Source organism: Bradyrhizobium sp. SZCCHNPS1003 (assembly GCF_032381555.1).
Lineage (GTDB): Bacteria > Pseudomonadota > Alphaproteobacteria > Rhizobiales > Xanthobacteraceae > Bradyrhizobium.
This window is the reverse complement of the sequence record NZ_JAUHIU010000008.1, coordinates 140,745-166,467: the sequence shown is the minus strand read 5'-3', so window position 1 is coordinate 166,467 and position 25,723 is coordinate 140,745. Positions and strand designations below refer to the sequence as shown.

24 protein-coding genes and 1 riboswitch are annotated in these 25,723 nt (G+C 66.3%); of the genes, 8 read left to right on the top strand and 16 right to left on the bottom strand.

Annotated features, from left to right (window positions below; translation table 11 throughout):
- Positions 1-272: 272 nt before the first annotated feature.
- Positions 273-713 (top strand): hypothetical protein, encoded by a 441-nt coding sequence (locus QX126_RS15050; RefSeq protein ID WP_315781938.1) that lies wholly within the window; start codon positions 273-275, stop codon positions 711-713.
- A 952-nt stretch (positions 714-1,665) separates the two neighbouring features.
- On the opposite strand, the gene QX126_RS15045 is transcribed toward QX126_RS15050, so the two are convergent.
- Entirely contained in the window at positions 1,666-2,193 is a 528-nt protein-coding gene (locus tag QX126_RS15045) for a mismatch-specific DNA-glycosylase (protein WP_315782112.1), read from the bottom strand.
- Positions 2,194-2,301: 108 nt separating this feature from the next.
- Here QX126_RS15045 and QX126_RS15040 point away from each other — a divergent pair, with 108 nt between their 5' ends.
- Positions 2,302-2,922, top strand: coding sequence for a glutathione S-transferase (locus QX126_RS15040; RefSeq protein ID WP_315771990.1), 621 nt, complete (start codon positions 2,302-2,304; stop codon positions 2,920-2,922).
- A 33-nt stretch (positions 2,923-2,955) separates the two neighbouring features.
- Here QX126_RS15040 and QX126_RS15035 read toward each other — a convergent pair whose 3' ends face one another.
- The 10 genes from QX126_RS15035 to QX126_RS14990 form a co-directional block, all read right to left on the bottom strand.
- On the bottom strand, positions 2,956-3,225 hold the full coding sequence (locus QX126_RS15035; RefSeq protein WP_315738575.1) for a hypothetical protein: 270 nt from the start codon (positions 3,223-3,225) through the stop codon (positions 2,956-2,958).
- 193 nt (positions 3,226-3,418) lie between these two features.
- Entirely contained in the window at positions 3,419-3,676 is a 258-nt protein-coding gene (locus tag QX126_RS15030; RefSeq protein ID WP_315738574.1) for a hypothetical protein, read from the bottom strand.
- Between the two features lie 188 nt (positions 3,677-3,864).
- Positions 3,865-5,124, bottom strand: a complete 1,260-nt coding sequence (locus QX126_RS15025) for an acyltransferase (RefSeq protein WP_315781936.1) — start codon at positions 5,122-5,124, stop codon at positions 3,865-3,867.
- Between the two features lie 433 nt (positions 5,125-5,557).
- Positions 5,558-5,941, bottom strand: coding sequence for a RidA family protein (locus QX126_RS15020; protein ID WP_315781934.1), 384 nt, complete (start codon positions 5,939-5,941; stop codon positions 5,558-5,560).
- 232 nt (positions 5,942-6,173) lie between these two features.
- Complete coding sequence (gene thiC / locus QX126_RS15015; protein WP_315781932.1) at positions 6,174-8,075, bottom strand: phosphomethylpyrimidine synthase ThiC; 1,902 nt, start codon at positions 8,073-8,075, stop codon at positions 6,174-6,176.
- Between the two features lie 387 nt (positions 8,076-8,462).
- Positions 8,463-9,071, bottom strand: coding sequence for a thiamine phosphate synthase (locus QX126_RS15010; RefSeq protein WP_315781930.1), 609 nt, complete (start codon positions 9,069-9,071; stop codon positions 8,463-8,465).
- Positions 9,058-9,840: a thiazole synthase gene (locus QX126_RS15005; RefSeq protein WP_315781928.1), complete on the bottom strand. Its 783-nt coding sequence runs from the start codon at positions 9,838-9,840 to the stop codon at positions 9,058-9,060. Before QX126_RS15005 ends, QX126_RS15010 begins: the two co-directional genes overlap by 14 nt.
- A 358-nt stretch (positions 9,841-10,198) precedes the next feature.
- Entirely contained in the window at positions 10,199-10,396 is a 198-nt protein-coding gene (gene thiS, locus QX126_RS15000; protein ID WP_315781926.1) for a sulfur carrier protein ThiS, read from the bottom strand.
- Complete coding sequence (locus QX126_RS14995) at positions 10,387-11,400, bottom strand: FAD-dependent oxidoreductase (RefSeq protein WP_315775977.1); 1,014 nt, start codon at positions 11,398-11,400, stop codon at positions 10,387-10,389. Before QX126_RS14995 ends, thiS begins: the two co-directional genes overlap by 10 nt.
- Positions 11,388-11,498: riboswitch (TPP riboswitch) on the bottom strand. Its footprint overlaps the gene before it by 13 nt.
- Positions 11,499-11,577: 79 nt before the next feature.
- Positions 11,578-12,360, bottom strand: coding sequence for a lytic transglycosylase domain-containing protein (locus QX126_RS14990; RefSeq protein WP_315781924.1), 783 nt, complete (start codon positions 12,358-12,360; stop codon positions 11,578-11,580).
- 215 nt (positions 12,361-12,575) lie between these two features.
- On the opposite strand from QX126_RS14990, the gene QX126_RS14985 reads away from it, so the two are divergent.
- The 3 genes from QX126_RS14985 (at position 12,576) to QX126_RS14975 (ending at position 15,587) form a co-directional block, all read left to right on the top strand.
- Positions 12,576-14,063 carry a hypothetical protein gene (locus tag QX126_RS14985; protein WP_315782110.1) on the top strand — a complete coding sequence of 496 codons (1,488 nt, stop codon included), beginning with the start codon at positions 12,576-12,578 and terminating at the stop codon, positions 14,061-14,063.
- A gap of 163 nt (positions 14,064-14,226) precedes the next feature.
- Positions 14,227-14,475: a hypothetical protein gene (locus QX126_RS14980; RefSeq protein WP_315738565.1), complete on the top strand. Its 249-nt coding sequence runs from the start codon at positions 14,227-14,229 to the stop codon at positions 14,473-14,475.
- A gap of 575 nt (positions 14,476-15,050) precedes the next feature.
- Positions 15,051-15,587 (top strand): PRC-barrel domain-containing protein, encoded by a 537-nt coding sequence (locus tag QX126_RS14975; protein ID WP_315738564.1) that lies wholly within the window; start codon positions 15,051-15,053, stop codon positions 15,585-15,587.
- A 71-nt stretch (positions 15,588-15,658) separates the two neighbouring features.
- Here the strand turns inward: QX126_RS14975 and QX126_RS14970 are convergent, their stop codons facing one another.
- The 4 genes from QX126_RS14970 to QX126_RS14955 form a co-directional block, all read right to left on the bottom strand.
- The gene (locus tag QX126_RS14970; protein WP_315738732.1) at positions 15,659-17,071 is read right to left on the bottom strand and encodes an ATP-binding protein; all 1,413 of its coding nucleotides are present in this window, start codon (positions 17,069-17,071) and stop codon (positions 15,659-15,661) included.
- 23 nt (positions 17,072-17,094) lie between these two features.
- On the bottom strand, positions 17,095-17,835 hold the full coding sequence (locus tag QX126_RS14965) for a response regulator (RefSeq protein WP_315717811.1): 741 nt from the start codon (positions 17,833-17,835) through the stop codon (positions 17,095-17,097).
- Between the two features lie 408 nt (positions 17,836-18,243).
- Complete coding sequence (locus QX126_RS14960) at positions 18,244-19,881, bottom strand: DUF4403 family protein (RefSeq protein WP_315738563.1); 1,638 nt, start codon at positions 19,879-19,881, stop codon at positions 18,244-18,246.
- 255 nt (positions 19,882-20,136) lie between these two features.
- Positions 20,137-20,835, bottom strand: coding sequence for a L,D-transpeptidase (locus QX126_RS14955; protein WP_315781922.1), 699 nt, complete (start codon positions 20,833-20,835; stop codon positions 20,137-20,139).
- 357 nt (positions 20,836-21,192) lie between these two features.
- Here QX126_RS14955 and QX126_RS14950 point away from each other — a divergent pair, with 357 nt between their 5' ends.
- The 3 genes from QX126_RS14950 to QX126_RS14940 all read left to right on the top strand — a co-directional run bounded on the left by QX126_RS14950 (position 21,193) and on the right by QX126_RS14940 (position 23,765).
- Entirely contained in the window at positions 21,193-22,248 is a 1,056-nt protein-coding gene (locus tag QX126_RS14950; RefSeq protein ID WP_315781921.1) for a glycosyltransferase family 1 protein, read from the top strand.
- Between the two features lie 50 nt (positions 22,249-22,298).
- Positions 22,299-22,988, top strand: a complete 690-nt coding sequence (locus QX126_RS14945) for a class I SAM-dependent methyltransferase (protein WP_315738560.1) — start codon at positions 22,299-22,301, stop codon at positions 22,986-22,988.
- A 144-nt stretch (positions 22,989-23,132) separates the two neighbouring features.
- Positions 23,133-23,765, top strand: a complete 633-nt coding sequence (locus tag QX126_RS14940; RefSeq protein WP_315775983.1) for a hypothetical protein — start codon at positions 23,133-23,135, stop codon at positions 23,763-23,765.
- 275 nt (positions 23,766-24,040) lie between these two features.
- Here the strand turns inward: QX126_RS14940 and QX126_RS14935 are convergent, their stop codons facing one another.
- Entirely contained in the window at positions 24,041-25,705 is a 1,665-nt protein-coding gene (locus tag QX126_RS14935; protein ID WP_409999099.1) for an aminotransferase class III-fold pyridoxal phosphate-dependent enzyme, read from the bottom strand.
- Positions 25,706-25,723 lie beyond the last annotated feature (18 nt).

Genomic DNA, 25,723 nt, shown 5'->3' with positions numbered 1-25,723 from the left:
ATACCCCGAAATGGCCTTGGTTTCGCGCGGGTCTCGACCCATTTGGCCGGCGTCGACGCGCGTCCACGATGGGGGTGCAGAGGACTAATCGTCGGACCGCCACAGTTCCTGCGCTGCGAGCGCATCATATCGAACACACCGGCGGCTGCGCATGCACGGTGCCGTGCAAAGGGCTAAATTCGGCCCGATCGATTCGCTTAGTGGGGCACGATCGTCGCACACGGCCATCGAATTACCTCAAGCCCAAATTCACTTCGCTGGAGACTTCATCCATGACAATTGCATCCTGGCTTCGCGGTCTGCTGGTGGCACTGACAGCTGCTTGCGGCGCTGTCATTCCGGCCACGGCGCACGCAGATGGCGGCTTCATCACGCTGACCATCTACAAAGCGGGGTGGATCATCGGCGGCTCCGGCGGCAGCGGCGTGTTGAACTTTCATGGCCGCACCTATCCGCTGTCGACCGGCGGCCTCGACTGGGGTCTGGTGTTCGGCGGCTCGCGCACGGTGCTGCGCGGCCGCGTCAGCAACATCTGGCGTCCGTCCGACGTCGAGGGCGTCTATGGCGCCGCCGGCGCGGGCCTTGCCGTCGGCCGCGGCGTGCGCGGCATCGTGCTGACCAACCAGAAGGGCGCGGTGCTGGAGCTCTCGGGTGAGCAGATCGGCCTCTTGGCGAACGTCGATCTGTCGGGGCTTGCGATCACGATCAGGTAGTTGCGTCGTCGTCGTCATCGTGGACGCCTAGCAACTCACAACAGGTGTCATCGCCCGCTTGCGCGGGCGACGACCGTTGTTGCGTGCTGAGCATTGCCAACACCATCTCTCTTCCTCTCTTCTGCTCATAAGCCCGCGCTCTCGCCGCACCGCGTGCGCGAGGGATGCATCGTGAGAGCCCCGTCGAAAATCGAGAGGGGCAGGGAAGGCCGGGAGCTCGCCGCTCCCATGGTCCGCGTGCAACAAAAAAGCACGCGGCAGAACCACAGGTTCGGCGGAGACATCCCGGCCTTCCCTGCGCGCATGGTTTGACGGCTTATACGTGGTCTCCCTGGTGCGCCGGGCTTGTTGGCCACCATTGCGCGCGCTACGCTTTCGCATGAGCACGCACGTGACACCAGCTTCGGGGTGTCAGGACATCACGACTTCACCGTACGTGACAGCCGGCGCTCGTCGGGCGCAGCCACACGTCCACCGCGGCCCACCTCCACGTATCGTGACGACGCGTACGTCCCTCTGCATGAGGCGGGTTGAGCGAAAACATCGTCCTGATTTGCCCGACGTGGCAAGCGCGCGTGGGTGCGACAAACTAACACGACGGGCAGTTTGCGCATGATGCGCATGCGCGGATTGCCCGTCGGGCAGAGATAGGATGCTTCACCTCGGTGACGTGGATAGCCACAATCGCGCGTCGGATCGCCAGCATTGCGCTCTGCGATGCAGCGCCCTCTCCCCTTGTGGGAGAGGGCATCTCCGGCCTATCAGCCCGTTCGCTTGGGTGAGGGGTCTCTCTCAGCAAACTACGCTCGGAGAGGGACCCCTCACCCGAGCGCGTTTGCCGCTCTATACTACATGCCCTCTCCCACAAGGGGAGAGGGCGCAGTCATCGGCATTGCGCGGATCGTCGTCAGCGAGTCGCTTGCCGCAATGATGATGGGCTTACTACCCATCATCACCGCACGCGAGTCGGCTGCGTGTCTGAGGTCTGGGCCAAATGCATCGCCAGCTCCCGCCACGGCTGGAATGTCCACGCACCGGATGCGGCGCCGGAGGGCGAGGCGAGCACGAACGTGGTCGGGAAGTCGGCCTGCTCCGGCTGCCGCCCGAGCGCGATCGCGCCGGTCGGCTGGCCATAGAACAGGCTCGCGGCCTTCTTGCTGGTGAAGGCGACCGTGGCTGGTCGATGCTGCAGGATCTTCGCAATGAAACCGGCGACGTCGACGCCGGCCTTCAGCGCGACATGGTCCATGCCCGCGCCCAGCTTGCACAGATCGGTGAAGCCGATGCCGAGCGACAGCAGCGCTGGAAACTCGTGCGGCTGGTACAGCCGCGGCGTCAGGCCGACGGCGAACAGCGTCGGCCAGAAACGGTTGCCGGGGTGGGCGTAATAGTGCCCGGTCGCCGCCGAGCGCTCGCTCGCGGCGGTGCCGACGAAGACGAGGCGCAGGCCGGGCTGGAGCTGGTCGGGCAGGCGGTCCATGGCGCCGTTGTCGCATTGTTGCAGTCGTTGCAACAGGCTGTTGACGCGATGCTGCATTGTTGCTGCGGCGGCCGTGGTCTAGGTGACGGCGAGCAACAGGAGCACAGCATGTCGCAACGTCGTCTGTATCATTTCGTCCTTTCCGGCCACGCGCATCGCGTGCGGCTCATGTTGAGCCTGCTTGACCTGCCTTGCGAGCTCGTCGAGGTCGACCTCAAGGGCGGCGCGCACAAGCGGCCGGACTTTCTCGCGCTCAATCCGTTCGGCCAGGTGCCGGTACTGGTCGACGGCGACGCCGTCATCCCGGACTCCAATGCGATCCTGGTCTATCTCGCCGGCCGCTATGATGGCTCGGGCAAATGGCTGCCGCGCGATCCGCTCGGCCAGGCGCAGGTCCAGCGCTGGCTGTCGGCCGCGGCCGGTCCGCTCGCGTTCGGCCCGGCAGCGGCGCGGGTGGCGACCTTGTTCGGCGCCCCGCTGGACATGGTGAGGGCGCATCAGCTCGCCAACAGCCTGTTCACGGTGATGGAGCGCGAACTCGCCGCGCGGCCGTTCCTCACCGGCGCGGCGCCGACCATCGCCGACGTCGCGCTCTACAGCTACACCGCGCACGCGCCCGAAGGCGGCGTGTCGCTGACGCCGTACCCGAGCGTGCAGGCGTGGCTGGCGCGGATCACTGATCTGCCCGGATTCGTGCCGATGCAGGCGAGCGCGGTCAGCGCCGCCTGACCGCCGCCATGCATGAATGCGTGCGAACGCCGCTTACAGGAAGCAGCGGCGCTCGTCGCGCAGCTTGAGCTGGATGTTGGTCGCCTCGACGAACGTCGGCACCGGCTTGGAAACGATCTTGTAGGTCGACGGCCACTCCACCGGCTTCGACTGCAACTCGGTGTTCCAGATCTGGCAGATGCCGGTGTTGTCCCAGCGGATCACGTAGTAGCCGGACTTGGGCGCAGGCGCGGCGAAGGCGGTAGGCACGATCGAGGCGGCTGCAATGGCCGTGGCGGCAGCGAACGTGGTCAGGCGACGCATCATCAATCTCCTCAAACGAAACAACGACAATCGCCCGCCCGCGCGGGCCACCGGCCTTGCGGCCGGACCAAGGCCCAAGTGGTGCGACAAAAGCGCGCGCAACGCAAGCCGCCCGTGCCGTCGTTCACAGCGATGTCCGGGATGTGAATGACGACATGCGGTCGTCACATGATGCCGTCAGGCGCGCGCCGGCTTACAGCGTGCAGCGGCCCTGCTGGCGCAGCCTGATCTGGCGGGTCACGGCGTCGTTGAACGTCGGCACCGGCCGGCTGATGACCTGATAGCCTGACGGCCATGCGATCGGCTTGAAGGCGAAAGCCTCGCTCCAGACCTGGCAGATGCCGGTGTTGTCCCAGCGGATGATGTAGTAGCCGGCCTGCGCCGGCGCAGCGGCGAGCAGCGCGGCCGCGGCGAGGCCTGCGGCAAGACAGACTGTGGTGAAACGAGGCATCGTGAAAACTCCGGCAACAAACTGGCCCAGCCCGCGGCCGGCCCTATGTCGGAGCGGTCTCGATCAATTTGAAGGCAGCCGCGCGCGAATCGTGCGGCAAAAGCGCGCGATGCCCCCGGCCGATGATGAGGCGCGATGAGGTGGCGGAGCGAGAGGCCTCTCGGCGTGCGCAGCGCGTCGCGCAGGCCTCAGGAGTGGATGCCTCCGGCGCTCGGTCGGGACGAGAACCGGAGATCGCCGCTGAAGCTCGCGGTCGGAACCAGCGCCGGACCCGCGCCGGCGAGGAGCGGCTGCGAGGCCACCGGCCCCGCGCGTCGGCGCAGGAAGTGGCGCTCGAGATAGGCGTAGGACAGCGTGGCCGCCACGACCGACAGCGGCAGCCCGATCGCGAGCCGCAGCGGCCACCAGACGCCGTAGCTGTCCAGGAAATTCAGGACCGGCAGGTGCCAGAGATAGATGCCGTAGAAGATCCGGCCGAGGAAGATCGCGACCGGCCATTCGAAGATGCGGTGGCAGATCGTGCCGTGGCTGCGCATCAGCATGGTCAACGCGAGGATGCCGGGAAGTACGCCGCACACCATGCTGCCGAACAGATAGTAGTTCATGCTCGGCCCGTCCGCCGGCCAGAACAGGAAGGTGACCGTGCCCCAATAGATCAGGAGCGGCCACGCCAGCTTCGGCCAGAGCCGGTCGAGCGCGGGTGAGGTGCCGTGCGGCACCAGCCTGAGCACGACGGCCATCGCGCATCCCGCCATCAGTGCATCGGCGCGGGTGTCGAACGCGGTGTAGAGCCGGCGCCACTCGGCCCCATCGAGCACCAGCGCCACGCGCCAGGCCCAGATCGCGGCCGCAATGGCGCAGATGGCGCCGACCAATCGCCAGGTGACGCCGAGGCGCTTGACCAGGACTGCGAAGGTCAGCGGCCACAGCAGATAGAACTGCTCCTCGGTCGACAGCGTCCAGGTGTGGCCGATGTCCTCGATCGTCTTCGGGTCGAACACATACCAGTAGTTGGCGATGTAGGAGAGCGCGATCGCGGCGCGTTCCAGCGCCGGCAGGAACGGCGGCCGCAGCAGCCAGGTGAACAGCAGATAGGCGGCGAGCATCAGCAGCAGCGGCGGCACGATCCGGGCGAAGCGCCGCGCATAGAACTGCCGGAACCTGATGTGGCCGTGCTTATCGATGTCCCGCAGCAGCAGGCCGGTGATGTAATAGGCGCTCGCCACGAAGAACAGGTCGATATAGATCACCGCGCCCGGCACGAGCGTGTGCGAGACATGGGCCGTAACGACGCCCAGGGTCATCAGCCCGCGCATGCCGTCATGCGAGGGAACGTAGCCGAGCGGATAGACCTGAGCCTGGAAGGCCTCCCGGATCGCCTCCCGCAATGGCGCCGTGGCGGCGCCGACGAGGCGGAACAGGGCATGGAACGGCCATGAATAAAACATCTATCGTGAAATTTTCGGAGATAATGTTTCGGACTATTAAATCCTATTTAAAATTTAAATCGTCCGCAAGAGACGAAAATCGCGGAGCGGGGGCCATCACGACGCAGGGTTGCAGAAGAATGAGGCAGGCCGCTCGCTGCGGTGGCAAACGGCGGCGCGGCTCGGCATCATTGCAGTGGATGAAGGGGGCCTCGCGGTTGAACTGCGCTTGGGCGACGGCGAGTAGCTGAGGCCGGCGAATTCTGCAGGCGGAGCGGTTGCTTCCTGCACGGAGAACGCAGGGCGGGTTAGCGCCCGCGGGACGATTTCACCGCGGAGGGAATGTTTGCCAGGGCGCGTAACCCGCCGCCTGCGCGGAATGGTGGGTTACGCGAACGGCTTTCAGCCATGTGCGAGCGTGGAGAGACCGTCGGTTGCCGTCCGCTAACCCACCCTACCGTTTCACGGCCGCGACGCCCTCGATCTCGATCAGCATCTTCGGATCAGGCAGCGCCACCACCACGCAGGTGGTGCGCGCCGGATACGGCGCCGGCCCGAACGCCGCGGCGTAGAGCCGGTTCATGGTCGCAACATCAGCGGCGCGCGTCAGCAGCACGTTGACCTTGACGAGGTCGCGAATATCAGCGCCGCCTTCGGTCAGGACGCGGGTGAAGTTGGTCACGACATTGGCGAACTGCGCGTCGAAGTCGTCGGGCAGGTTGCCGTGGGCGTCGAAGCCGGGAATGCCGGAGACGAAGAGGAGATCGCCGACGCGGGTGCCGAACGACAGCGGCGGGGCTTTGATGTGGGGTGGGGCGGGGATGTGGTGGATGGGCATGGGACCTCCGAATACGTCACGAAGACCAGCAAGTAGATTGCGTATCGCAGCAGGCGTGGGCCTCAGCTCAGCTTCATCCATTCTGGCTCCCGCGTCGGCGAGTTGTCTCTGGAGTTCATCGAGGCCCGATTTCTTTTGCAAGAAATCTCGCAAAAGAAAAGCCGGGCTTGCGCCCGGCCAAATGGTTGGCCGGGTCTGCGCCCGGCCATGACGATGGAGAGAGCGTGGCGGGTCAGGACAGCGCCTTGTTGCTCTCCTTCACCTTCTCCGCATCCAGATACACGCTGCCGCCCATTTCCTTGAACTTGGCGCTCATCTGGGCCATGCCGTCCTCGATGGTGCCGCTGATGGCCATGCCGACCGTCGCCGGATCGTTCAGCGTCGCGGCGTAGTCGCGGACGTCCTGGGTGATCTTCATCGAGCAGAACTTCGGGCCGCACATCGAGCAGAAATGCGCGACCTTGTGGGCTTCCTTCGGCAGGGTCTCGTCGTGGAAGTGCTTTGCGGTCTCCGGATCGAGGCCGAGGTTGAACTGGTCGGTCCAGCGGAAGTCGAAGCGGGCGCGGGACAGCGCGTCGTCGCGGAGCTGCGCTGCGGGATGGCCCTTGGCGAGATCGGCGGCGTGGGCGGCGATCTTGTAGGTGATGACACCGACCTTGACGTCGTTGCGGTCGGGCAGGCCGAGATGCTCCTTCGGTGTCACGTAGCACAGCATGGCGCAGCCGAACCAGCCGATCATGGCGGCACCGATGCCCGAGGTGATGTGGTCGTAGCCCGGCGCGATGTCGGTGGTCAGCGGCCCCAAGGTGTAGAACGGCGCCTCGCCGCACTCCTTGAGCTGCTTGTCCATGTTGATCTTGATCTTGTGCATCGGCACGTGGCCGGGGCCCTCGATCATGACCTGGCAACCCTTGTCCCAGGCGATCTTGGTGAGCTCGCCAAGAGTTTCCAATTCAGCAAATTGCGCGCGGTCGTTGGCGTCCGCGATCGAGCCCGGGCGCAGGCCGTCGCCCAATGAGAACGACACATCATACTTGCGCATGATGTCGCAGATCTCCTCGAAATGGGTGTAGAGGAAGCTCTCCTTGTGATGCGCGAGGCACCACTTGGCCATGATCGAGCCGCCGCGGCTGACGATGCCGGTGACGCGGCTGGCGGTGAGATGGATGTAGGCCAGCCGCACGCCGGCATGGATGGTGAAGTAGTCGACGCCCTGCTCGCACTGCTCGATCAGCGTGTCCTTGTAGAGCTCCCAGGTCAGCTGCACAGGGTCGCCGTTGCACTTCTCCAGCGCCTGGTAGATCGGCACGGTGCCGATCGGCACGGGAGAATTGCGCAGGATCCATTCGCGGGTGGTGTGGATGTTGCGGCCCGTCGAGAGGTCCATCACAGTGTCGGCGCCCCAGCGGATCGCCCACACCATCTTGTCCACCTCCTCCTCGACCGACGAGGTCACCGCCGAGTTGCCGATATTGGCGTTGATCTTGGTGAGGAAGTTGCGGCCGATGATCATCGGCTCCAACTCGGCATGGTTGATGTTGCAGGGGATGATGGCGCGGCCGCGCGCGATCTCGGAGCGCACGAACTCCGGGGTGATGAAGGCCGGGACCTCGGCGCCGAAGCTCTCGCCGTCGGCAAGCGCGGCCTCGGCGCGGTCGAGCTGCTTTTTGCGGCCGAGGTTCTCGCGTTCGGCGACGTAGATCATCTCCTTGGTGATGATGCCGGCGCGGGCGAATTCGAGCTGGGTGATCTTGTGGCCGTCGAGGCCGCGCAGCGGCTTGTGATGCGCGGTGAAGGCCTTTGCGGCCTTGTCGGCGCCGACATTGCCGTTGTCCTCCGGCTTGATGTCGCGGCCCACATATTCCTCGACGCCGCCGCGCTCGCGCACCCAGGCAATGCGGGCGCGCGACAGGCCCGCGTTGACGTCGATCGTCACGGTCGGATCGGTGTAGGGGCCGGAGGTGTCGTAGACCGGCAGGTTCGGCTCACCGGCGCCTTCCGAAAGGATGATCTCGCGCAGCGGCACGCGCAGGTCGGGCGCGGCATCAGGCGTCGCGTAGATCTTGCGCGAGGAGGGCAGCGGGCCGGTGGTGACGGCGGGCAGCGTAGTGTCGGGATTGGAGCGGATGTTCATGGGATCCTCCTTCTCAATTGTTGTTGTCGGAGTGAATGGGGGACGTCATTGCGAGGAGCACTTGCGACGAAGCAATCCAGGGCTGCTCACGTCGCTCTGGATTGCGTCGCTTCGCTCGCAATGACGGTGGAGAGAGTTGAGCCTCATGCCAGTTGCTCGCTCGTACCGAGCCGAGGGCGAAAATGAGTTGTCGACGTAAGGGGCGGATGCTGTTCAGGCTCCCTCCCCCCTTGTGGGGGAGGGTTGGGGAGGGGGGTAACCCCGCGTTCGGTGCTCGTGGCTCACCCCCCTCCCTAGCCCTCCCCCACAAGGGAGGAGGGAACGAGCTCGCGTGGGGCGAGGTCGGGGCCCAATCGCTCTCAGACGCATTCGCAATATCAGCGCGCATCAGGCCGGCTCCTTCGTCGCATCGAGCCAGGCGCGGACGCGGGCGTCGGGGTCTACGTTCTGCGTGACGTCGCTGACGACCGCGATGGAATCGGCGCCGGCGGCAAAGATCTCCGCGGCCTGCTCCAGCTTGATACCGCCGATCGCGACCAGCGGAATATTGCCGACGCGCTTCTTCCACTCGGTGATCTTCGCGACGCCCTGCGGCGCGAAGCGCATCGCCTTCAACGTGGTCGGGAAGATCGGACCGAGCGCGACGTAGTCGGGCTTGGCTGCGAGCGCGGTTTCCAGCTCGGCGTCGTCATGGGTCGAGAGGCCGAGCGTCAGGCCGGCCTCCTTGATCGCGGCAACGTCGGCCTCCGCAAGATCCTCCTGGCCGAGATGGACGTGCTGGGCGCCGGCGACGATCGCGGCGCGCCAGTAGTCGTTGACGATCAGCCTGGTCGCGGTGCCCTTGGTGATGGCCAGCGCGTCGGTGACGATCTGCAGCGCCTCGCCGTCGTTCAGGTCTTTCGCGCGCAGTTGCACGGTGCCGACGCCGAGCCTGGTCAGGCGCTCGACCCAGGCGAGGCTGTCGACGACGGGATAGAAGCGATCAGGATACGGCATGCCAGAACGGTGTCCCAACGACAGGGGTGGAGGGCGAGGCGAAATCGCGGGCGTCCATCAGCCCGGCCTCAAAGGCGGTGCGGCCGGCCTCGCAGCCGAGCCGGAACGCGCGCGCCATCGCGACCGGGTCGGCGGCTTTTGCCACCGCGGTGTTGAGCAGCACGGCGTCGTAGCCGAGCTCGAGCGCTTCCGCCGCGTGCGAGGGCGCGCCGAGGCCGGCGTCGACGACGAGGCTGATGTCAGGCAGGCGGTCGCGTAGGAGCTTGAGCGCATCGCGATTGGTGATGCCCTTGGCCGAGCCGATCGGCGCCGCCCAGGGCATCACGACCTTGCAGCCGGCATCGACCAGGCGCATCGCGACCGTGAGATCCTCGGTGCAATAGGGGAAGACCTCGAAACCGTCCTTGATCAGGATGGTCGCGGCTTCGACGAGCCCGACCACGTCGGGCTGCAGGGTGTCGTTGTCGCCGATCACCTCGAGCTTGATCCAGGACGTGCCGAACAATTCGCGCGCGAGCTTGGCGGTCGTCACCGCCTCGCGCACGCTGCGGCAGCCGGCGGTGTTCGGCAGCACCGTGACATTCAGCTCGTTGATCAGCTTCCAGAACGCGTCGCCGGTCTTGCCGCCGGCCGCCTCGCGCCGCAGCGACACGGTGACGATCTGCGCGCCCGAGGCGCGGATCGCGTCCTGCATGATCGCGGGCGAGGGGTAGAGCGCGGTGCCGATCAGCAGGCGGGAGGTGAAAGTCTTGTCGTAGAAGGTGGGCATCAATGGTCTCCGTCATGTCGGACGGTGGTCGCCGCAATGAAGCCTGTCATCCCCGCGAAAGCGGGGATCCAGTATTCCAGAGGCGGCTCGGACACGCAGATAGGCCGCGGCGTACTGGATCGCCCGGTCGTTTTCGCCGAGACGCGCTTCGCGCTTTCGCCGGGCGATGACAGGTGTGCGTGGGGCGCGACCTCCCTCCCAACGTCGTCCCGGCGAACGCTGGGACCCATACCGCGTGATCTGGCGTGGGACCTCGGTGGGAGAGATCGAGCTTCAAGACAAAAGCCGGTGGCTATGGGTCCCGGCGTTCGCCGGGACGACAGCGGAGTGCGTGGCGCAAGCGAGCGCTCCATGAACTTCACCCTCCCTGCCGGGGCGTGATGATCTCGATCTCGTCGCCGGTCTTGAGCTGCGTCTCCGCCCAGCGGCTCCTCGGCACGACATCGTAGTTCAGCGCGATGGCGAAATGGGTGCCCTCGTAGTCGAGCTCGGAGAGCAGCGCGGCGACGGAGGTCGCGGCGATGTCGCGGGCCTCGCCATTGACGGTCACGCGCATCGCATCACCTCGTTGTCGATCTGGCCGTGCGAGATGTAGTTCAGCGTCGCCTGCGCCAGCGCGGGCGCGATCAGGAAGCCGTGGCGATAGAGGCCGTTGACGCGGATCTCGCGCTCGCCCTTGATGGTGATGCGCGGCAGATTGTCGGGATAGGCCGGCCTGAGCCCTGAGCCGAATTCGAGGATGCGGGCCTCGCCGAATGCGGGATGCACGGAGTAGGCGGCACCGAGCAATTCCAGCGCCGAGCGCAAGCTGACGCCGGTGTCCTCGGCCTCGAGCGAGGTCGCCCCCAGCATGAACAAATTGTCCTCGCGCGGGATCAGATAGAGCGGGAAGCGCGGATGCATCAGCCGCACGGGCCGCGCGAGCTGCACCTCGGCGGTCTCGATCAGGATCATCTCGCCCTTGACGCCGCGCAGCTCGGGCTCGGCGTCGCGCGCCTCGAGCCCGCGGCAGTCGATCACGAGGCCGTCGAGATCATCAGCCGTGACGTCGCTGTTGAACAGCACCCGGCCGCCGGCCTCGACGATGCGCTGATGCAGCTTCGGCAGCACGCGGCGCGGCTCGACATGGCCCTCAGTCGGGTAGAACAGGCCCTCGCGGAAGCGGCCCTCCAGCGACGGCTCCAACGCTGCAAGCTGCTGCGCGTCCAGCCGCTGATAGCCGGAGGTGCGGCGGGCGAAGCGGTCGTAGTCGGCGCGGTCGCGGGCATGCGCGATCACCAGCGAACCGTTGAACGGCGTGTCCGGCAGCTCGCGCCGCCAGATGTCGAGCGAGGCGAGCCCGAGCCGGCTGATGATCGGCTCGGCGACCTCGCTCTCGCAATAGGGCGCGAGCATGCCGCCGGCCCAATGGCTGGTGGAGAGCATCAGATCGGCGTCGCTGCGCTCGTGCAAGGTGACGTGATGGCCGGCCCGCGCGAGCAGCAAGGCTTGCCAGGCACCCGCGATGCCCGCACCGATGATGGAAACGGGGACATCCCCGCGCGTGGTTATCTGCTGCATCCCTGTCCCTTCGCCGGCATGACCCGGATCAGGTTCAAAGGGTCACCGCACATCGCTGCGGTATCTCAGCTCCCCTCGGAGCTCCCCTCGGAACGCGCTTAAAATAGACCGATATCCCCCCGTGTCAACGGAGTGTCACGGAAAGACAATGCCGACGGCCCTTGGAACCAATGGCGATCAGTGCGCCCGCGCGTGGCGGCCGGTCGCAATCTTCGGGGTGATGTCGAGCGGGGCGCTCGTCCGCTCGGAGCGGCCGGCGGGCCGCGCGTCAGCCAGGCGCTGCCGCTTGGCCTCCTCGTAATAGCCCCTGGCGAAGTAGAGCACGGCGCGGTCGTGGTCGCCGCGGGCGGCACGGTAGGCGCCGGCGAGATAGCGCACGCCATAGGTGAGGTTGGTGTTCGGATCGTGCAGGCCCTGCGCGTCGCCGGTGTAGCCGAGGCCGCGCGCGGTGCCGAGCTTGATCTGCATCAGGCCGATGCAGCCGCAGCGGCCGACCAGGTCCTTCTGGTATTTGCTCTCGCGCACGATGACGCGGTGGATCAGCGATTCCGGAATGTTGTTGGCGGCGGCGTGCACCGCCACCAGCGCGTCGATATGCGGATGGCCGCTGTCGATGTGGCGCGGCTTGGCTTCGGCCGCCTTGCGCTCGGCCTCGCGGGGCTCGGCCGCAGCGGCATCGGTGTCGGCTGGCGCTGAGGCATTGGCGTCCATCGGCGGCGAGGTGTCGGCGCTGCTGACGGCCTCGATCGCCTCGACCTCGCGCGCGGCCTTGGTCACCGCGCTGCGTACGGCCAGCTCCCTGGTGCCGTCAGAGCGGACATGGGCGAGCTTGACCTTGCCGGCCTTCGGTTTGGCTGCACTCTCCGATGCGGTGCTCGCATCATCGGCAGCCATGGCGAACGGCACGGGACCAGCCATCGCGAAGCCTGCAATGCAGGCCGTCAGCACGAGACGTCTCATGTGTCAGGATCCCCCGGGAACCACACGCATGCCGAGTAGTCCCCCAGCACGCGCTTTACACTTTGCACACCGTAATTGGCGCAAACGCCGGGCGATAATGTGGCAGGAATGGGGCGAAGACGCCGGGTCGAGTCCGGATGCGCCGGCGGTTTACCGCGAATTATACCGTGCATGCTTGGCTGGCGGAGCAATTCCGCCAATGGGGCCATGCCGCGATGACGCTGTCCGTCACCCACACCGAAGCGACCGCCGGGCGCGCGCAGGCGCTGCTGCCGCTGTGGGTCGGCGCCGGCGTCTATGCGCTGCTGCTGATCTCCGGCAACCGGCTGCTCAACGATCCCGACACGTTGTGGCAGATCACGGTGGGGCAGTGGATCATCGACCACCGCACGGTGCCCGAGGTCGACGTCTATTCCTTCACCATGCGCGGCGCGCCGTGGATCTCCACGCAATGGCTGGCGCAGGTCGCCTATGCCGCCGCTTACAAGTTCGCCGGCTGGACCGGACCGATGGTGCTGGCGGCGTCGGCGATTGCGCTGTCCTTTGCGCTGTTCGCGCGTGCGCTCGGCCGGCATCTGCGCGACAGCACGACATTGGTGTTCGTGGTCGCGGCGTTCCTGCTCTGCCTGCCGCATCTATTGGCGCGGCCGCATGTGCTGGCGTTTCCCATCCTGGTCGCCTGGATCGCCGGTCTGATCGACGCCGCCGATCGCAAGGCCGCGCCGCCATGGCCGCTGGCGCTGCTGATCGCGCTATGGGCCAATCTGCATGGCGGCTTCGTGTTCGGCCTGTTCTTCATCGCGCCCGCCGCGCTCGACTCGCTGGTCGATGCCGATGCCCCGGCCCGCCGCGGCCTGGCGCTGCGCTGGGCGGGGTTTGCGGCGCTCGCGCTGGCGGCGAGCTGCTGCACGCCCTATGGCTGGAACGCGCTGCTGGCGTCGCAGAAGATCCTGTCGCTGGGACAGGCGCTGCCGCTGATCGTGGAATGGAAGGCGACCGATTTCCAGGGCCTCGGCCCGTTCGAGATCTGCCTGCTGATCGCGATCGGGTTCGCGCTGTTCCACGGCCTCAGGCTGCCGCCGGTGCGCATCCTGATGCTGCTCGGCCTGCTGCACATGGCGCTGGCGCAGGCGCGCGCGGCGGAGATCCTGGCGCTGGTCGGCCCGCTGGTGCTCGCCGCGCCGCTGGCCCGGCAGGCGGGCGCGCTGCCCGTGCTGCCGCAGGCGCGCGCGTCGGGAGCCGCGCTGACGGCGGCGGTGATGCTCGCGCTCGGCGCCGGCACCATCGCATCGGCCTCGATCCTGAACTACACGCCGAACATGCGCGGCACCCCGGTCGCAGCCGTGACCGAGCTGAAGAAGCTCAACCTCACGCGGGTCCTCAACGACTATGATTTCGGCGGCTACCTGATCTCAGCCGGTGTCGCGCCGTTCATAGACGGCCGCACCGAGCTCTACGGCGAAAAGTTCTTCGTCGATCACAATGCCGCCTCCGGACTGATGGAGCCGGACAATCTGTTCCGCCTGCTCAAGGACTACGACATCGAGGCGACCCTGCTGCGCACGCAGAGTGCGGCGACCAAGCTGCTCGATCACGTCGACGGCTGGCAGAAGGTTTATGCCGACGATATCGCCACCATCCATCTGCGTAATCCAGGCGCCCGCCATGTCGCGGAACCGGCGGTCACTTCCGGAGGCAATTGAATCAAACGGATTGATCCCATCCTCGGATCCCATCCTCGTGAGGTCGGATGTCGCGCGGCATCCCGGCGCGTGCAAATCAGCCGCTGCGCGGCTATGATCCCGCCCGTCAGTTCGACAGCATGCCTGACTCATTCAAGAAGACTGAACAGAGAGGGAGCGCGTCATGGCCGTGAAGGCAGCCGACATCCAGTTTCGCAATTCCGACAACGCGCAATCCGCGATGCGCGTCCTCGACCTGCCGCGCAACAATCCCTGCGCCCAATGTGGCGAGCCGATCGCGCTGCCGGCCTGGGTCGAGAAGGATGGGCGGCGCACCGCCTATCTCTGGCACTGCCGTCTCTGCGACTATCGCTACGAGACCATCGCGTTCTATGCCGAGGCCGTCGATGAGGACGGCGCGATGGCCGCGTAGCTGATTCAGAATGCGCCGCTCTCTCGGAAATATCGAAGCTCGGAGTTTTCGTCGATTGACGTCCCGAATGAGATGGCCCTGACACAGTCGGCGGACAGGGCAATCTCCTATGGGTTGAGCCGTCGTGGCCCCCTGGTTCGAGACGCTCACCACGAGGGCTTGGATTTGTGAGGGCTTGGATCTTGCCAAGCAGCCCTCGTCCCGAGGAGCCCGCCGCAGGCGGGCGTATCGGGCTGCCAGCCTCTTCCAGATGCGATTGACCTGCGGGAGGTGAGCATCGAACCGCGTTGCGGGATCCGTGCTCGACGCGCGCAGCTCAACGAAGACCACCGACTCGCAGTCCTCTGCCGTGAGGGGCGGCTCCTCCGGTTGCACGGGCTCCCAGTCGAACGCTCTCCTCAAACGCGATTCCAGCTTCAGCTCGCCGGCCCGGCGCTCCCGAGTGTCACAAAGCGACGTTGTCGCGCTGCACCGAGGCGGCTTGTCGCGCAAAATGACGAAATCGTAGTTCCCACGGAACGCTGGGGGGCGGTTGCAGTTCTCTCGTCACCATACACATTGAGAGGAGACACCACATGGTGATGAAAACTGTTGCGGCCGGCCTCGCCGGTTCCCTGTTGCTCGCGACCGCGGCGTTTGCTGCGGAGAGCACCACCACGACGACCAGCACCACGATCCGCGCCGATACGACCGCGGCGTCGTATCAGGGCGACTGGCGCAGCTCGAAGCTCGTTGGCGTGAAGGTCTACAACAACAACAACGAGAATGTCGGCTCGATCGACGACCTGCTGGTCGACAAGAGCGGCGCGGTCAAGGGTGTCGTGATCGGCGTCGGCGGCTTCCTCGGCATGGGCGAGCACCTCGTCGCCGTCTCGTTCGATCAGATCAAGTTCTCGGATCAGCCGGTTCAGGCAAGCACTGCGTCGAATGCCCCGGCCTCCGGCACCACGTCGTCGACCACGCCGCCGGCCACGACCACGACTGGTGCGGCCACCGGCACTTCGTCCTCGTCGATGAGCTCCACGAAGAACCGCTGGTATCCCGATCACGCGATGATCAACGCGACCAAGGACCAGCTGAAGTCGATGCCCGAGTTCAAGTACTCCCAGTAACGGCATCGCCGACGAAAATAGCTGCTCGTCTCGATCGCGGCGCGCCCGGCTTGTCCGGGCGCGTTCGCGCGTCATGCTGCGGGGCGCAAGGTGGTCTGGCCGAGCGGCAGCTCGATGCGGGCGATCAGCCCGTGCGGCCTGCGATCGTGCAGCGACAGTTCGCCGCCATGAGCCTGGACGATCGCCTTCGCGATCGACAGGCCAAGCCCGAAGCCGGTGGCCTCGTCCATGTTGCGGGCATCGTCGCCGCGCACGAACGGCTCCAGCATGTCGGGCTTGCGCGCATCGGCGATCCCGGGTCCGTCATCCTCCACATCGATCGTCAGGCGCTTCCCCGACGCAGTTAACCTGATGACCGTTTCCTTGCCGTACTTCACGGCGTTCTCGACCAGATTGGTGACCGAGCGCATCAGGTCGTCGGGCCGCACCGTCGCCATTGCGTGCGCCGGGCCGATGTAGGTGACGCTGTGGCCGACGTCGGCGAACTGGTCGGCGACGAGCTGCAGGATGCTCGCGATATCGACCAGCGTCATCGGCTCGAGCTTGCGGCCGTTGCGCAGGAACGACAGCACCGAGCCCAGCATCGCATGCATCTGATCGAGATCGGCCAGCATGCGGCTGCGCTGCAGCTCGTCCTCGACGAACTCACAGCGCAGCCGCATGCGGGTCAGCGGTGTCCGCAGATCGTGGCTGATGGCCGCCAGCATCTTGGTGCGGTCGTTCATCAGCGCCGTGATGCGTTGGCGCATCCGGTTGAGAGCGCGCGCCAACGATCGGATCTCCTCCGGTCCGCGCTCGGGCAATTCCGGCGCATCGCCGTCGAGGCTGAAATTCTCGGCGGCCTTCGCGAAGCCCGACAGCGGCGATGTCAGTGCGCGCGCGGCCCACAGGCCGAGCAGCGTCATGCTGATCAGCGCGAACATGATCGTCGTCAGCCAGGGCGCACCCCAGAACGGCGGCCGGTGCGGCCGGTCGACCATTCGGGCCGAGACCATGTTGCCATCGGGCAGAGCGAAGATGACGGTGCGCGTCTGGGAGCCGGGCGGCGGCATGAAGATGCGATAGCCTGGGCCAAGGCCGTGAAAGCCGCCTGGACCGTGAGGCCGTCCGTCAGCCATCTCCGGAGGGGCCGGGCGGCGCTCGTCGCCACCGCTCCCGGCGCCGACGTCGGGGCCGGCCGGCTCGTGCAGGCGACCGGGATCACCCGGCAGAGGTCCCGCGTGAGGCTTGAGCTCGAACTCAGGATAGGCACGAGCGATGTCGGAGATCAGCCGAGGTCGTTCGGCAGCAGGGGCGCGGCCAAGAATGCGGATGGCCGTCGCGAGCTGAAACGGCCCGACCTCGTTTTCGGGGTCGGGCTGCTCGGCACGATAGATCAGGAACGTCGCCGTGATGATGGCATGGAGCGCCACGATCGAAATGGCCACCAGCGCCGTGATCTGGCCGCGGATTCCCTTGAGGTTGAGAAAGCCGAACGACATCATGACATCGCCATTCGATCCGATGGTCAATGGCTTTGCGGGCCGGTCACCACCTCGACGACGGGCGTGAACATGTAGCCGCCGGAGCGCACGGTCTTGATCATGGTGGCCTCCTGCGGGTCTGGCTCGATCTTGCGGCGGATGCGGCTGACCAGCACGTCGATCGAGCGCTCGAACGAGCCGGCGCTGCGGCCCTGCGTCAGGTCGAGCAGGCTGTCGCGTGACAGCACGCGGCCCGGCCGCTCGCAGAAGGTGCGGAGCAGATCGAACTCGGCGCTGGTCATCGCCACGCGCGCGCCCTCGGGATTGCGCAGCTCGCGCAGCCGGAAGTCGATCGTCCAGCCGAGGAAGCTCAGCGCGGTCGCGCCTTCGGTTGCGCTCGCCGTCATCGCGGCCGCCTGCCGGCGCAGCACCGCGTTGATGCGGGCGAGCAGCTCGCGCGGATTGAACGGTTTCGGCAGATAGTCGTCGGCGCCCATCTCCAGTCCGAGGATGCGATCGACGTCCTCGCCGCGCGCGGTGAGCATGATGATCGGCACTTGCGACTCCGCGCGCAGCTTGCGGCACAAGGTCAGGCCGTCCTCGCCGGGCAGCATCACGTCGAGGATCAGGAGATCGACACGGTGGTCGCCCATGATGCGGGTCATCTCGCGGCCGTCGGTCGCGGTGGTCACGTTGCAGGCATTGTTGCGCAGATATTTTGCGATCAGCGTCCGCGTCTCGCGGTCGTCCTCGACGACAAGAATGTGTGGTTGTGTCTGGGCCATACCGACAAGTGACCTAGAATCGCGGCGTTTTGCGAAGAATTTTGTTACGGAATGTTTCCTGCGACGGGCGCGCGGAAAGGGCCCGACGACATCTCTCTGCGCCGTGTTGCTTTCGTGAGAGCGCGTCAAGCCCGCGCAGTGGCGGGAGCGCCACGGTCCCGTCTCGCGTCCGCGCCGCGCATGACGGCCCGGCTATGCGCTTGCGGATGATAATACCAGATCGGTCGTGAAGCGGAATGATGACGAAGCCGTCGATGCCTCGCGTCCGTCTATTTGTCGATCGCCAGACTAACGGCGCCATCCATTTGGCTTCCCATGTCCTGCTCCTGAAGTGGCCTCGGCCGTCGAGGATCACGAATTGCCGCCGGCTTCGGCAAGGCGTCGTCGTCCAGGCGTAGCAACGGGCCGTTACAGTCCTGGCAATGTATTGACTCGAACCGACATCGTGCCCTCCGCCGAGGCGATCACGCGCAGCACGGTGGCGTCGAAGGCGATGTCGGTCAAAGCGAGATTGTTGATGTCGGTATCGACGCGGATGCCGTTCTCGTTCTTCTGCAGCTCGGCGACCGCCGTGGCGATCTTGTCGCGGACGTTGTCGGCGAAAGGCTTGAGATCGACCACCGAACGTTCCAGCAGCGCGCGTTGCAGATGCGGCACCACGGCGCGAGCGGCGGCGCCGAGCAGGCCGAATGCCGCGTCGGATTCGACGGCGAGCTGCAGGTCGGACAGCCGCAGAATCTGCTGCGCCTGATCCACCATGGGGCGTCCCCAGATGTGCACGGTCGCATCGGCGCCGAAGCCGAAGAGGCTCTCCTTCTCCTTGCCCTTGACCTGCAGCGAGATCAGCAGCCGGTCGCCCGAGGGCACGACGGTCGCATGCTTGACGGTGACCGCGACCGGGCCGGAGCCGTCCTCAGGGAACGTCCGCCCCGCAAGTTGCGAATCGACGAGCTTGCTGAGCTCGGTGAAGGGGACGTCGATCGGAACCGCGACATTGATAGTTCCGGCGGTGGGCGGAATGATCGTAATCTTATCGGGGAACGGACACTCCGGCTTGGTCTCGGCCGCCGTGACCCGGGTCTCCGCTTCGATTCCCATGGTGACGCTGACTGCGTTGGCATCGATCGCGGGCTGCGCGGCCAACGCGCGCGTCGGCTTGATCTCGAGCCAGACGGCGGGCAGTCCGGGCGCGGTGCCCTGCAGCGGCACCGAGCGACAGGCGCGGGCCCATTGCGCCTGCGCCACGCGTCGGATGGTCGGGTCCTTGCGCAGCCTGTCGCTGAGCGCGCTGAGTTGCTCATTGACGGTCTTGTCGATGATCGGCTTCATCTGGGCCGGCACGTTGACGCGGGCACCCGCCACGGTCAGCGCGGTGTCGCCGAGATTGACCTGGGCGGCGAAATTCGGCTCGACATACCATGAGGCGGCGAGCCGCGGCCGCATCGCGATCAGGACGTTGCCCTTGATGTCGGCGGTGGCGTTCAGATTCTTGATGTTGATGCCGCCGATCTGCTTGGCGGCATCCGAGCCGAGCAGGCCGCCGATGGCATCGCCGAGCGCGCCGGTCGCCTTGGCGGACAGCGATCCGGTGACGTTCAGCCGGCCCGAGAGCGGCGTCGCCAGGGACAATGTGTCCTGGGTGCCGGTGGCGGCGATGACGCCGCGGGTGACCGTCCAGCCGATGTCGGCGTTCTGCAGGATCTGGTTGACGGGGTTGTCGGCCTTGCCGGAGAAGTTGCGCGGCGCGGCCTTTTCGGCGGCGTCACGAATCGCGCCGAGCGAGATCGACACAGGCGTCATGATGATCGAGTTGCGCGTGGCCGGCGGCAGCGGCGGCAGTTGGGTCAGTTGCGGCGCCGGCGTGCTGCCCGAGAACAGAAACACCTCCGCGATGATGATGCCGATCAGCACGACGGCGGCAAGGCCGGCGGCGCCGATCAGGATCATCCGCAGCCGGGGCGGCGAGCGCCGCCGTGGCTGCTGCGGTCTCGGAGCGAGCGGATGAGGTCTGCTTTGCCAATCCGGTCGCGGCGTCGGAAGATTCATGTCGGATCCACGGACTCCAGTTGCCACGGGCCGGCTCGTGCCGGAAGCGGCGAGATCGCGGTTCATGCAAGATTGCCCAGCTTACAGGGCCGGACGGAGGCGCGCCAGGGCAGCCGATGAAGCAGGCCACCATCAATCGGCCGTGATGGTGAATGGCGAAATGTGCGCAAAGAAATGACCGCCGCGGCTTTCGGGCCTCGGCGGTCCAGTCAGGGAGGATCCGGGAGAAGGAACGAGCAGTGCGGCCCGCGCAGGTCAGCGGGTCATGCGGCCGAGATCGGCGCGGCGCTCCATCGGCAGCACGATCACCTTGGCGCCGACGCCGACGCGGGAATAGAGGTCGATCACGTCCTGATTGGTCAGGCGGATGCAGCCCGACGACACATGCGTGCCGATCGTCTCGGGCGCGTTGGTGCCGTGAATGCGGTAGACGGTGCCGCCGAGATACATCGCGCGGGCGCCGAGCGGATTGCCGGGACCGCCGGCCATGTGACGCGGCAGATAGGGCTGACGCACGATCATCTCCGGCGGCGGCGTCCAGTCCGGCCATTCGGCCTTCCTGGTCACCGACTGCACGCCCGACCAGGTGAATCCGTCACGGCCGACGCCGATGCCGTAGCGCATCGCCTGGCCGTTGCCGAGAACGTAGTACAAATACTTGTTTGGTGTGTCGATGATGATCGTGCCGGGCGCTTCGCGGGTCGCGTAGCTCACGACCTGGCGGCGCAGGCGCGGGGGCAACTCATAGGCGGTCGCCTCGTCCTCGCGCGGCGTGATCCGTTGCGGCGTCGTTGCCGGCGGCTCGTAGGTCGCCACTGGCGGCTGCAGCAGGAAAGGGAAGGGGAGCGGGGCCGGGGGCGCGGCCAGCGTCGGCGTTGTGGCAACGATCGTGCCGACGATCAGAGCACCGAACAGGATGCGGGATGGCGAACGGACTGTGCCTGGCGTGAACATGGACGTCCCCTTGTTTGATCGCTTGGTGCGCGCCGCCATTGTCTCGGCCGGCGTCGTCAAAATCGGCTGCCTGTCATCATTCTTTGTGGCGCTTCGACCCACGCCTGATGCTGCAACTCATAGGGGAGAAAAGTTTCGTTGCGTTTGCGCGCTGCACGCAAAACGGTTTCGTCGGCTTAACCGTTTGTTTCATGACGGTTTCACGACAGCGCCTGTGCGACGCCGCCACGGATCGCGGGGAAAATAGCGGCGGGCGGGCAAAAAGACCCTTCGACAGTTCGATGACGTCACACGCCTGAAATAACAATGTCGGAATTTGCGGCCGTTCAGAATCGCTGCAACTTTCCGGATCGCCTTATGCGGATCTTAATCGCAACCGACGCCTGGCACCCGCAGGTCAATGGCGTGGTGCGCACGCTCACCTCGCTGGCGCGCGCGGCCGCCGGCCTCGGTGCCGACATCACCTTCCTTACGCCGGAAGGCTTTCCATCGTTCGGTGTGCCCACCTATCCGGGCCTGCGGCTCGCCGTGACCAACGGCCGCGAGATCGCCCGGCGCATCGAGTCCGCCGCGCCGGATGCGATTCATATCGCCACCGAAGGCACGATCGGCTGGGCGGTGCGCCGCTACTGTCTGCGCCACGGCCTGCCGTTCACGACGTCCTACACGACGCGCTTTCCGGAATATGTCTCGGTGCGCACCGGCATCCCCGATGCCGTCGGCTACTGGGTGATGCGCCGCTTCCATGATGCGGCTGCGATGACCATGGTGGCGACCAATTCGCTGAAGCAGGATCTCGCTTCGCGCGGCTTCAAGAAGCTGGGCTTCTGGACGCGGGGTGTCGATACGAGACTGTTCAATCCGGATGAGCCTGTCACGCTCGATCTGCCGCGTCCGGTGTTCATGACGGTCGGCCGCGTCGCGGTCGAGAAGAACCTCGAGGCGTTCCTGTCGCTCGATCTGCCCGGCTCGAAGGTCGTGATCGGCAACGGCCCGCAGAAGGCGGAGCTGGAGCGCCGGTTTCCGACGGCGCATTTCCTCGGCGAGAAGACCGGCAAGGATCTGACCGCGCACATGGCCGCCGCCGACGTCTTCGTGTTTCCGAGCCTGACCGATACGTTCGGCGTGGTGCAACTGGAGTCGCTGGCCTGCGGCACGCCGGTCGCGGCCTTCCCAGTGACCGGTCCGCTCGACGTCATCGCCGATCATCCGATCGGAGCGATCGACTGGGATCTGCGCGCAGCATGTTTGAAGGCGCTGACGATGTCGCGGGAGACCTGCCGCGCATTTGCGCTCGACCGCTCCTGGGAGAACAGCGCGCGCCAGTTCATCGGCAATCTCGCCGTGCTGCAGCCGTCCCGCGTCGTGCGTCCGACCCCGGTGCTGGCCGGTCAGAGCGCCGTGCGCGGCTGACGGCAGATGTTGCGTCACTCCATCAATTCCAAACCAAGTGAGATGTAACGATGGCAGAAACCATGAAGCTCGACGGCGCGCGGGAGCTCGACTTCGATCGCGAGCAGGTCGAGCAGGCCTATGACCGCTGGGCACCGATCTACGACCTCGTGTTCGGCGGCGTGTTCGAGAAGGGCCGCAAGGCCGCGATATCAGCCACCAACAAGCTCGGCGGCCGCGTGCTCGAGGTCGGCGTCGGCACCGGCATCTCGCTGCCGCTCTATGCGCCGCATGTGCGCGTGTTCGGCACCGACATCTCCGAGGCGATGCTCGGCAAGGCGATGCGCCGCGTCGCCGACCAGCGGCTCAAAAACGTCGAGGGCCTCGCGGTGATGGACGCCGAGCAGCTCGACTTCCCCGACGACTCCTTCGACGTCGTGATGGCGCAATATGTCGTCACCGCCGTACCGAACCCGGAGGTCGCGCTCGACGAATTCGCGCGCGTGCTGCGCCCGGGCGGCGAGCTGATCATCCTGACCCGCGTCAGCGCCGACGACGGCCTGCGCCGCGTCATCGAGCAGGCGTTGCAGCCGGTGGTCCGCCGTCTCGGCTTCCGCACCGCCGAGTTCGGCTGGTCGCGCTATCTCCGCTGGCTCGCCGGCGCCGAGCGCATGGAGCTGGTCGAACGCCGCCTGATCCCGCCGCTCGGCCATTTCTCGCTGGTCCGTTTCCGCAAGCTGGAGCGTGCCGCCGCGGCCTGAGCCGCGGCAGCCCTCTGCCGCCGCTGCGGCGTTCTCCGTAGTCCCCAACGTCTCGCTGCGTCCGATCGTGTGACATCTTGATGATGTCACACGATCTACACCGAATCCCTGTACACGACCTGCAACTCATTCTTCGGAGCAACCATGATCAAGCATTTCCTGGAGCAGCTGCGGATCCAGCGCTGGGACGACCACCGCTATTATCATCACAGCCGCATCAACCAGAGCCTCCACTTCGTCAGCGCGCTCAGCTTCATGATCGCCTACGTGATGATGGTGTTCGATCCGCTGGTCTCGGCGCTGATCGGCTGGCTGGTGTCGATGACCTCGCGCCAGGCGGGCCACTTCTTCTTCGAGCCGAAGGGCTACGACCACGTCAACCAGGCGACCCACGAACACAAGGAAGAGATCAAGGTCGGCTACAATCTGCAGCGCAAGGTCGTGCTGATGTCGATCTGGGCCGCGGCTCCCGTGGTGCTCTATCTGCAGCCGACCCTGTTCGGCCTGCTGTCGCCCTGGACCTCGGCGATGGATTTCGTGCGCGAGACCGCCAAGCTGTGGCTCGTGATCGGCATCGGCGGGCTGCTGTTCCGCACCGTGCACCTGTTCTTCATCCGTGACGTCGAAACCGGCCTCGTCTGGATGACCAAGATCATCACCGACCCGTTCAACGATTTCGTGCAGTATCGCTCGGCCCCGCTGGCGCTGCTGCGCGGCGAGCTGATCGACCCCGGCCTGCACCTGATGGGCGAGAGCCTCGAAGAGCAGCACGCCTGAGCCGGACGCTGCGTTTGAGTTGCGCGATGCCCGGGCCGGTCCCGGGCATCGGTGTTTGTGGGAAGGCCAAAGTGAGATCGATCGCGCCCGAAGCCGAAGCGGCGGTGCCACCCTCCCCTAGAGGGGGAGGGTCGACGCGCGCGCAGCCGGCGTCGGGGTGGGGTGATCTCTCCACGAGCACTGAACTGCGTCGAGAGATCACCCCACCCCGCCTCACGCGCCGCTGCGCGCCCCGTGAAGCGACCCTCCCCCTCCAGGGGAGGGTGGCAGCGAGCTCAGCGTCTGACCACGGCGCCGAGCATCTCTTTCAGGATCTGGCGCTTGATCGTCTTGTTGGTGAGGGTGCCGTCGTTCCACCACCAGCCGTCCTGCTTCATCTTCTCGGCTGCCATGACGAAGCGCCTGGTCACCTCGGCGAAATCGGCATCGGTGTAGTTCAGGCTGAAGATCAAGCGGCCGGTGCCGACCCAGCTCAGCGCCAGGCCCTCGGCGCGCAGGTAGTACTGCAGCATCCAATTGTAGCGCGACGGCACGGGGTACTCGACCAGCCAGATCGACTGCAGATTGGACACGCGCACCGGCAGCTCGTGCTCGGCCAGTGCGGCGTTGAGTTGCGCGGCGCGGCCGTTCCAGGTCTCGTCGAGGCCGTCGTAGATGGCACGGAAGTTCGGGCTGTCGAGCCGGCTCAGGAACTCGTCCATCGCCGCCATCACGTAAGGATGCGAGTTGAAGGTGCCGCGGGCGAAGCAGATGTCGGCCGGGCGGTCGTCGCGGAAGCGGCGCATCAGCTCGCGCTTGCCGCAGACCACGCCGATCGGCAGGCCGCCGCCGAGGCTTTTGCCGTAGGTCACCATGTCGGCCTTGACGCCGAAATACTCCTGCGCGCCGCCCGGCGCGAGCCGGAAGCCGAGGAACACCTCGTCGAACAGCAGCACGATGCCGCGCTCGGTGCACACCTCGCGCAGCTGCTTCAGCCAGGCGGCATAGGCCTCGCGGTCATAGCGGCCCTTGCGCGAGGAATCCACCAGTGCCGAATCGCCGGGCGCATTTCCGTTCGGGTGCAGCGCCTGCAGCGGGTTGACCAGCACGCAGGCGATGTCGCGCCGCGTGCGCAGGACGTGCAGGGTGCGCTCGGACATCTCGGCCAAGGTGTAGGTCTCGTGCGGCGCGATCGGATTGCCGACGCCGGGCTGCACGTCGCCCCACCAGCCGTGATAGCTGCCGGCGAAGCGCACCAAATGGCTGCGGCCGGTGTGGTAGCGGGCGAGCCGCACGGCTTGCATCACCGCCTCGGTGCCGGACATGTGGAACGAGACCTCATCCATGCCGGACAGCTCGGTCAGGCGCTTCACGTTGTCCGCGACGACCGGATGATAGAGCCCGAGCACCGGGCCGAGCGCGCTCGCCCGCCGCTCGGCGGCCGCGATGCACTCCTTGTAGAAGTCGTAGCCGAAGATGTTGACTCCGTAGGAGCCGGTGAGATCGTAGAACCGGTTGCCGTCGAGATCGGTCAGGGTCACGCCGGAGGAGGCCTGCATGAACGAGCCGGCGCCGAGCTGCTCCTTGACCAGCCGGCTGTACTGGAACGGCACGCGGTAGGACTGCGTGAACTGCAGATCGGAGATGCGGCTCGCGGCTTCCGCCGTCAGCGCGCGGCTCTTGGCGAACTTCTCCTGGAACAGCGTGCCGAGCCGGAAGAAGCCATCCTGCCGCTGGGTCGCGACATCCGGCGGAGCGCCGTCGGAGCGGAAGAAGTCGTCGATGTCGAACTCATAGCGCGGGATCAGCTTCGAGATCCGGCGCGACATCTTGGAATGGCCGGCCAGCGAGCGGTGCTTGGCGCGCGACAATTCGATGCGGGCCTTGACCTTCGGGGCGACGGCTGCCGTCACGGCAGCGCCAACGGCGAGCGATACATAAGGAATCGAGTTTTCCATCATGTCCAAAAGCGCTAACCC

Coding starts and splice junctions, on each gene's coding strand:
- QX126_RS15050 (WP_315781938.1), top strand. CDS start 273: ATGACAATTGCATCCTGGCTTCGCGGTCTGCTGGTGGCACTGACAGCT.
- QX126_RS15045 (WP_315782112.1), bottom strand. CDS start 2,193: ATGGACCGCCTGCCCGACCAGCTCCAGCCCGGCCTGCGCCTCGTCTTC.
- QX126_RS15040 (WP_315771990.1), top strand. CDS start 2,302: ATGTCGCAACGTCGTCTGTATCATTTCGTCCTTTCCGGCCACGCGCAT.
- QX126_RS15035 (WP_315738575.1), bottom strand. CDS start 3,225: ATGCGTCGCCTGACCACGTTCGCTGCCGCCACGGCCATTGCAGCCGCC.
- QX126_RS15030 (WP_315738574.1), bottom strand. CDS start 3,676: ATGCCTCGTTTCACCACAGTCTGTCTTGCCGCAGGCCTCGCCGCGGCC.
- QX126_RS15025 (WP_315781936.1), bottom strand. CDS start 5,124: ATGTTTTATTCATGGCCGTTCCATGCCCTGTTCCGCCTCGTCGGCGCC.
- QX126_RS15020 (WP_315781934.1), bottom strand. CDS start 5,941: ATGCCCATCCACCACATCCCCGCCCCACCCCACATCAAAGCCCCGCCG.
- thiC (WP_315781932.1), bottom strand. CDS start 8,075: ATGAACATCCGCTCCAATCCCGACACTACGCTGCCCGCCGTCACCACC.
- QX126_RS15010 (WP_315781930.1), bottom strand. CDS start 9,071: ATGCCGTATCCTGATCGCTTCTATCCCGTCGTCGACAGCCTCGCCTGG.
- QX126_RS15005 (WP_315781928.1), bottom strand. CDS start 9,840: ATGCCCACCTTCTACGACAAGACTTTCACCTCCCGCCTGCTGATCGGC.
- thiS (WP_315781926.1), bottom strand. CDS start 10,396: ATGCGCGTGACCGTCAATGGCGAGGCCCGCGACATCGCCGCGACCTCC.
- QX126_RS14995 (WP_315775977.1), bottom strand. CDS start 11,400: ATGCAGCAGATAACCACGCGCGGGGATGTCCCCGTTTCCATCATCGGT.
- QX126_RS14990 (WP_315781924.1), bottom strand. CDS start 12,360: ATGAGACGTCTCGTGCTGACGGCCTGCATTGCAGGCTTCGCGATGGCT.
- QX126_RS14985 (WP_315782110.1), top strand. CDS start 12,576: ATGACGCTGTCCGTCACCCACACCGAAGCGACCGCCGGGCGCGCGCAG.
- QX126_RS14980 (WP_315738565.1), top strand. CDS start 14,227: ATGGCCGTGAAGGCAGCCGACATCCAGTTTCGCAATTCCGACAACGCG.
- QX126_RS14975 (WP_315738564.1), top strand. CDS start 15,051: ATGGTGATGAAAACTGTTGCGGCCGGCCTCGCCGGTTCCCTGTTGCTC.
- QX126_RS14970 (WP_315738732.1), bottom strand. CDS start 17,071: ATGATGTCGTTCGGCTTTCTCAACCTCAAGGGAATCCGCGGCCAGATC.
- QX126_RS14965 (WP_315717811.1), bottom strand. CDS start 17,835: ATGGCCCAGACACAACCACACATTCTTGTCGTCGAGGACGACCGCGAG.
- QX126_RS14960 (WP_315738563.1), bottom strand. CDS start 19,881: ATGAATCTTCCGACGCCGCGACCGGATTGGCAAAGCAGACCTCATCCG.
- QX126_RS14955 (WP_315781922.1), bottom strand. CDS start 20,835: ATGTTCACGCCAGGCACAGTCCGTTCGCCATCCCGCATCCTGTTCGGT.
- QX126_RS14950 (WP_315781921.1), top strand. CDS start 21,193: ATGCGGATCTTAATCGCAACCGACGCCTGGCACCCGCAGGTCAATGGC.
- QX126_RS14945 (WP_315738560.1), top strand. CDS start 22,299: ATGGCAGAAACCATGAAGCTCGACGGCGCGCGGGAGCTCGACTTCGAT.
- QX126_RS14940 (WP_315775983.1), top strand. CDS start 23,133: ATGATCAAGCATTTCCTGGAGCAGCTGCGGATCCAGCGCTGGGACGAC.
- QX126_RS14935 (WP_409999099.1), bottom strand. CDS start 25,705: ATGATGGAAAACTCGATTCCTTATGTATCGCTCGCCGTTGGCGCTGCC.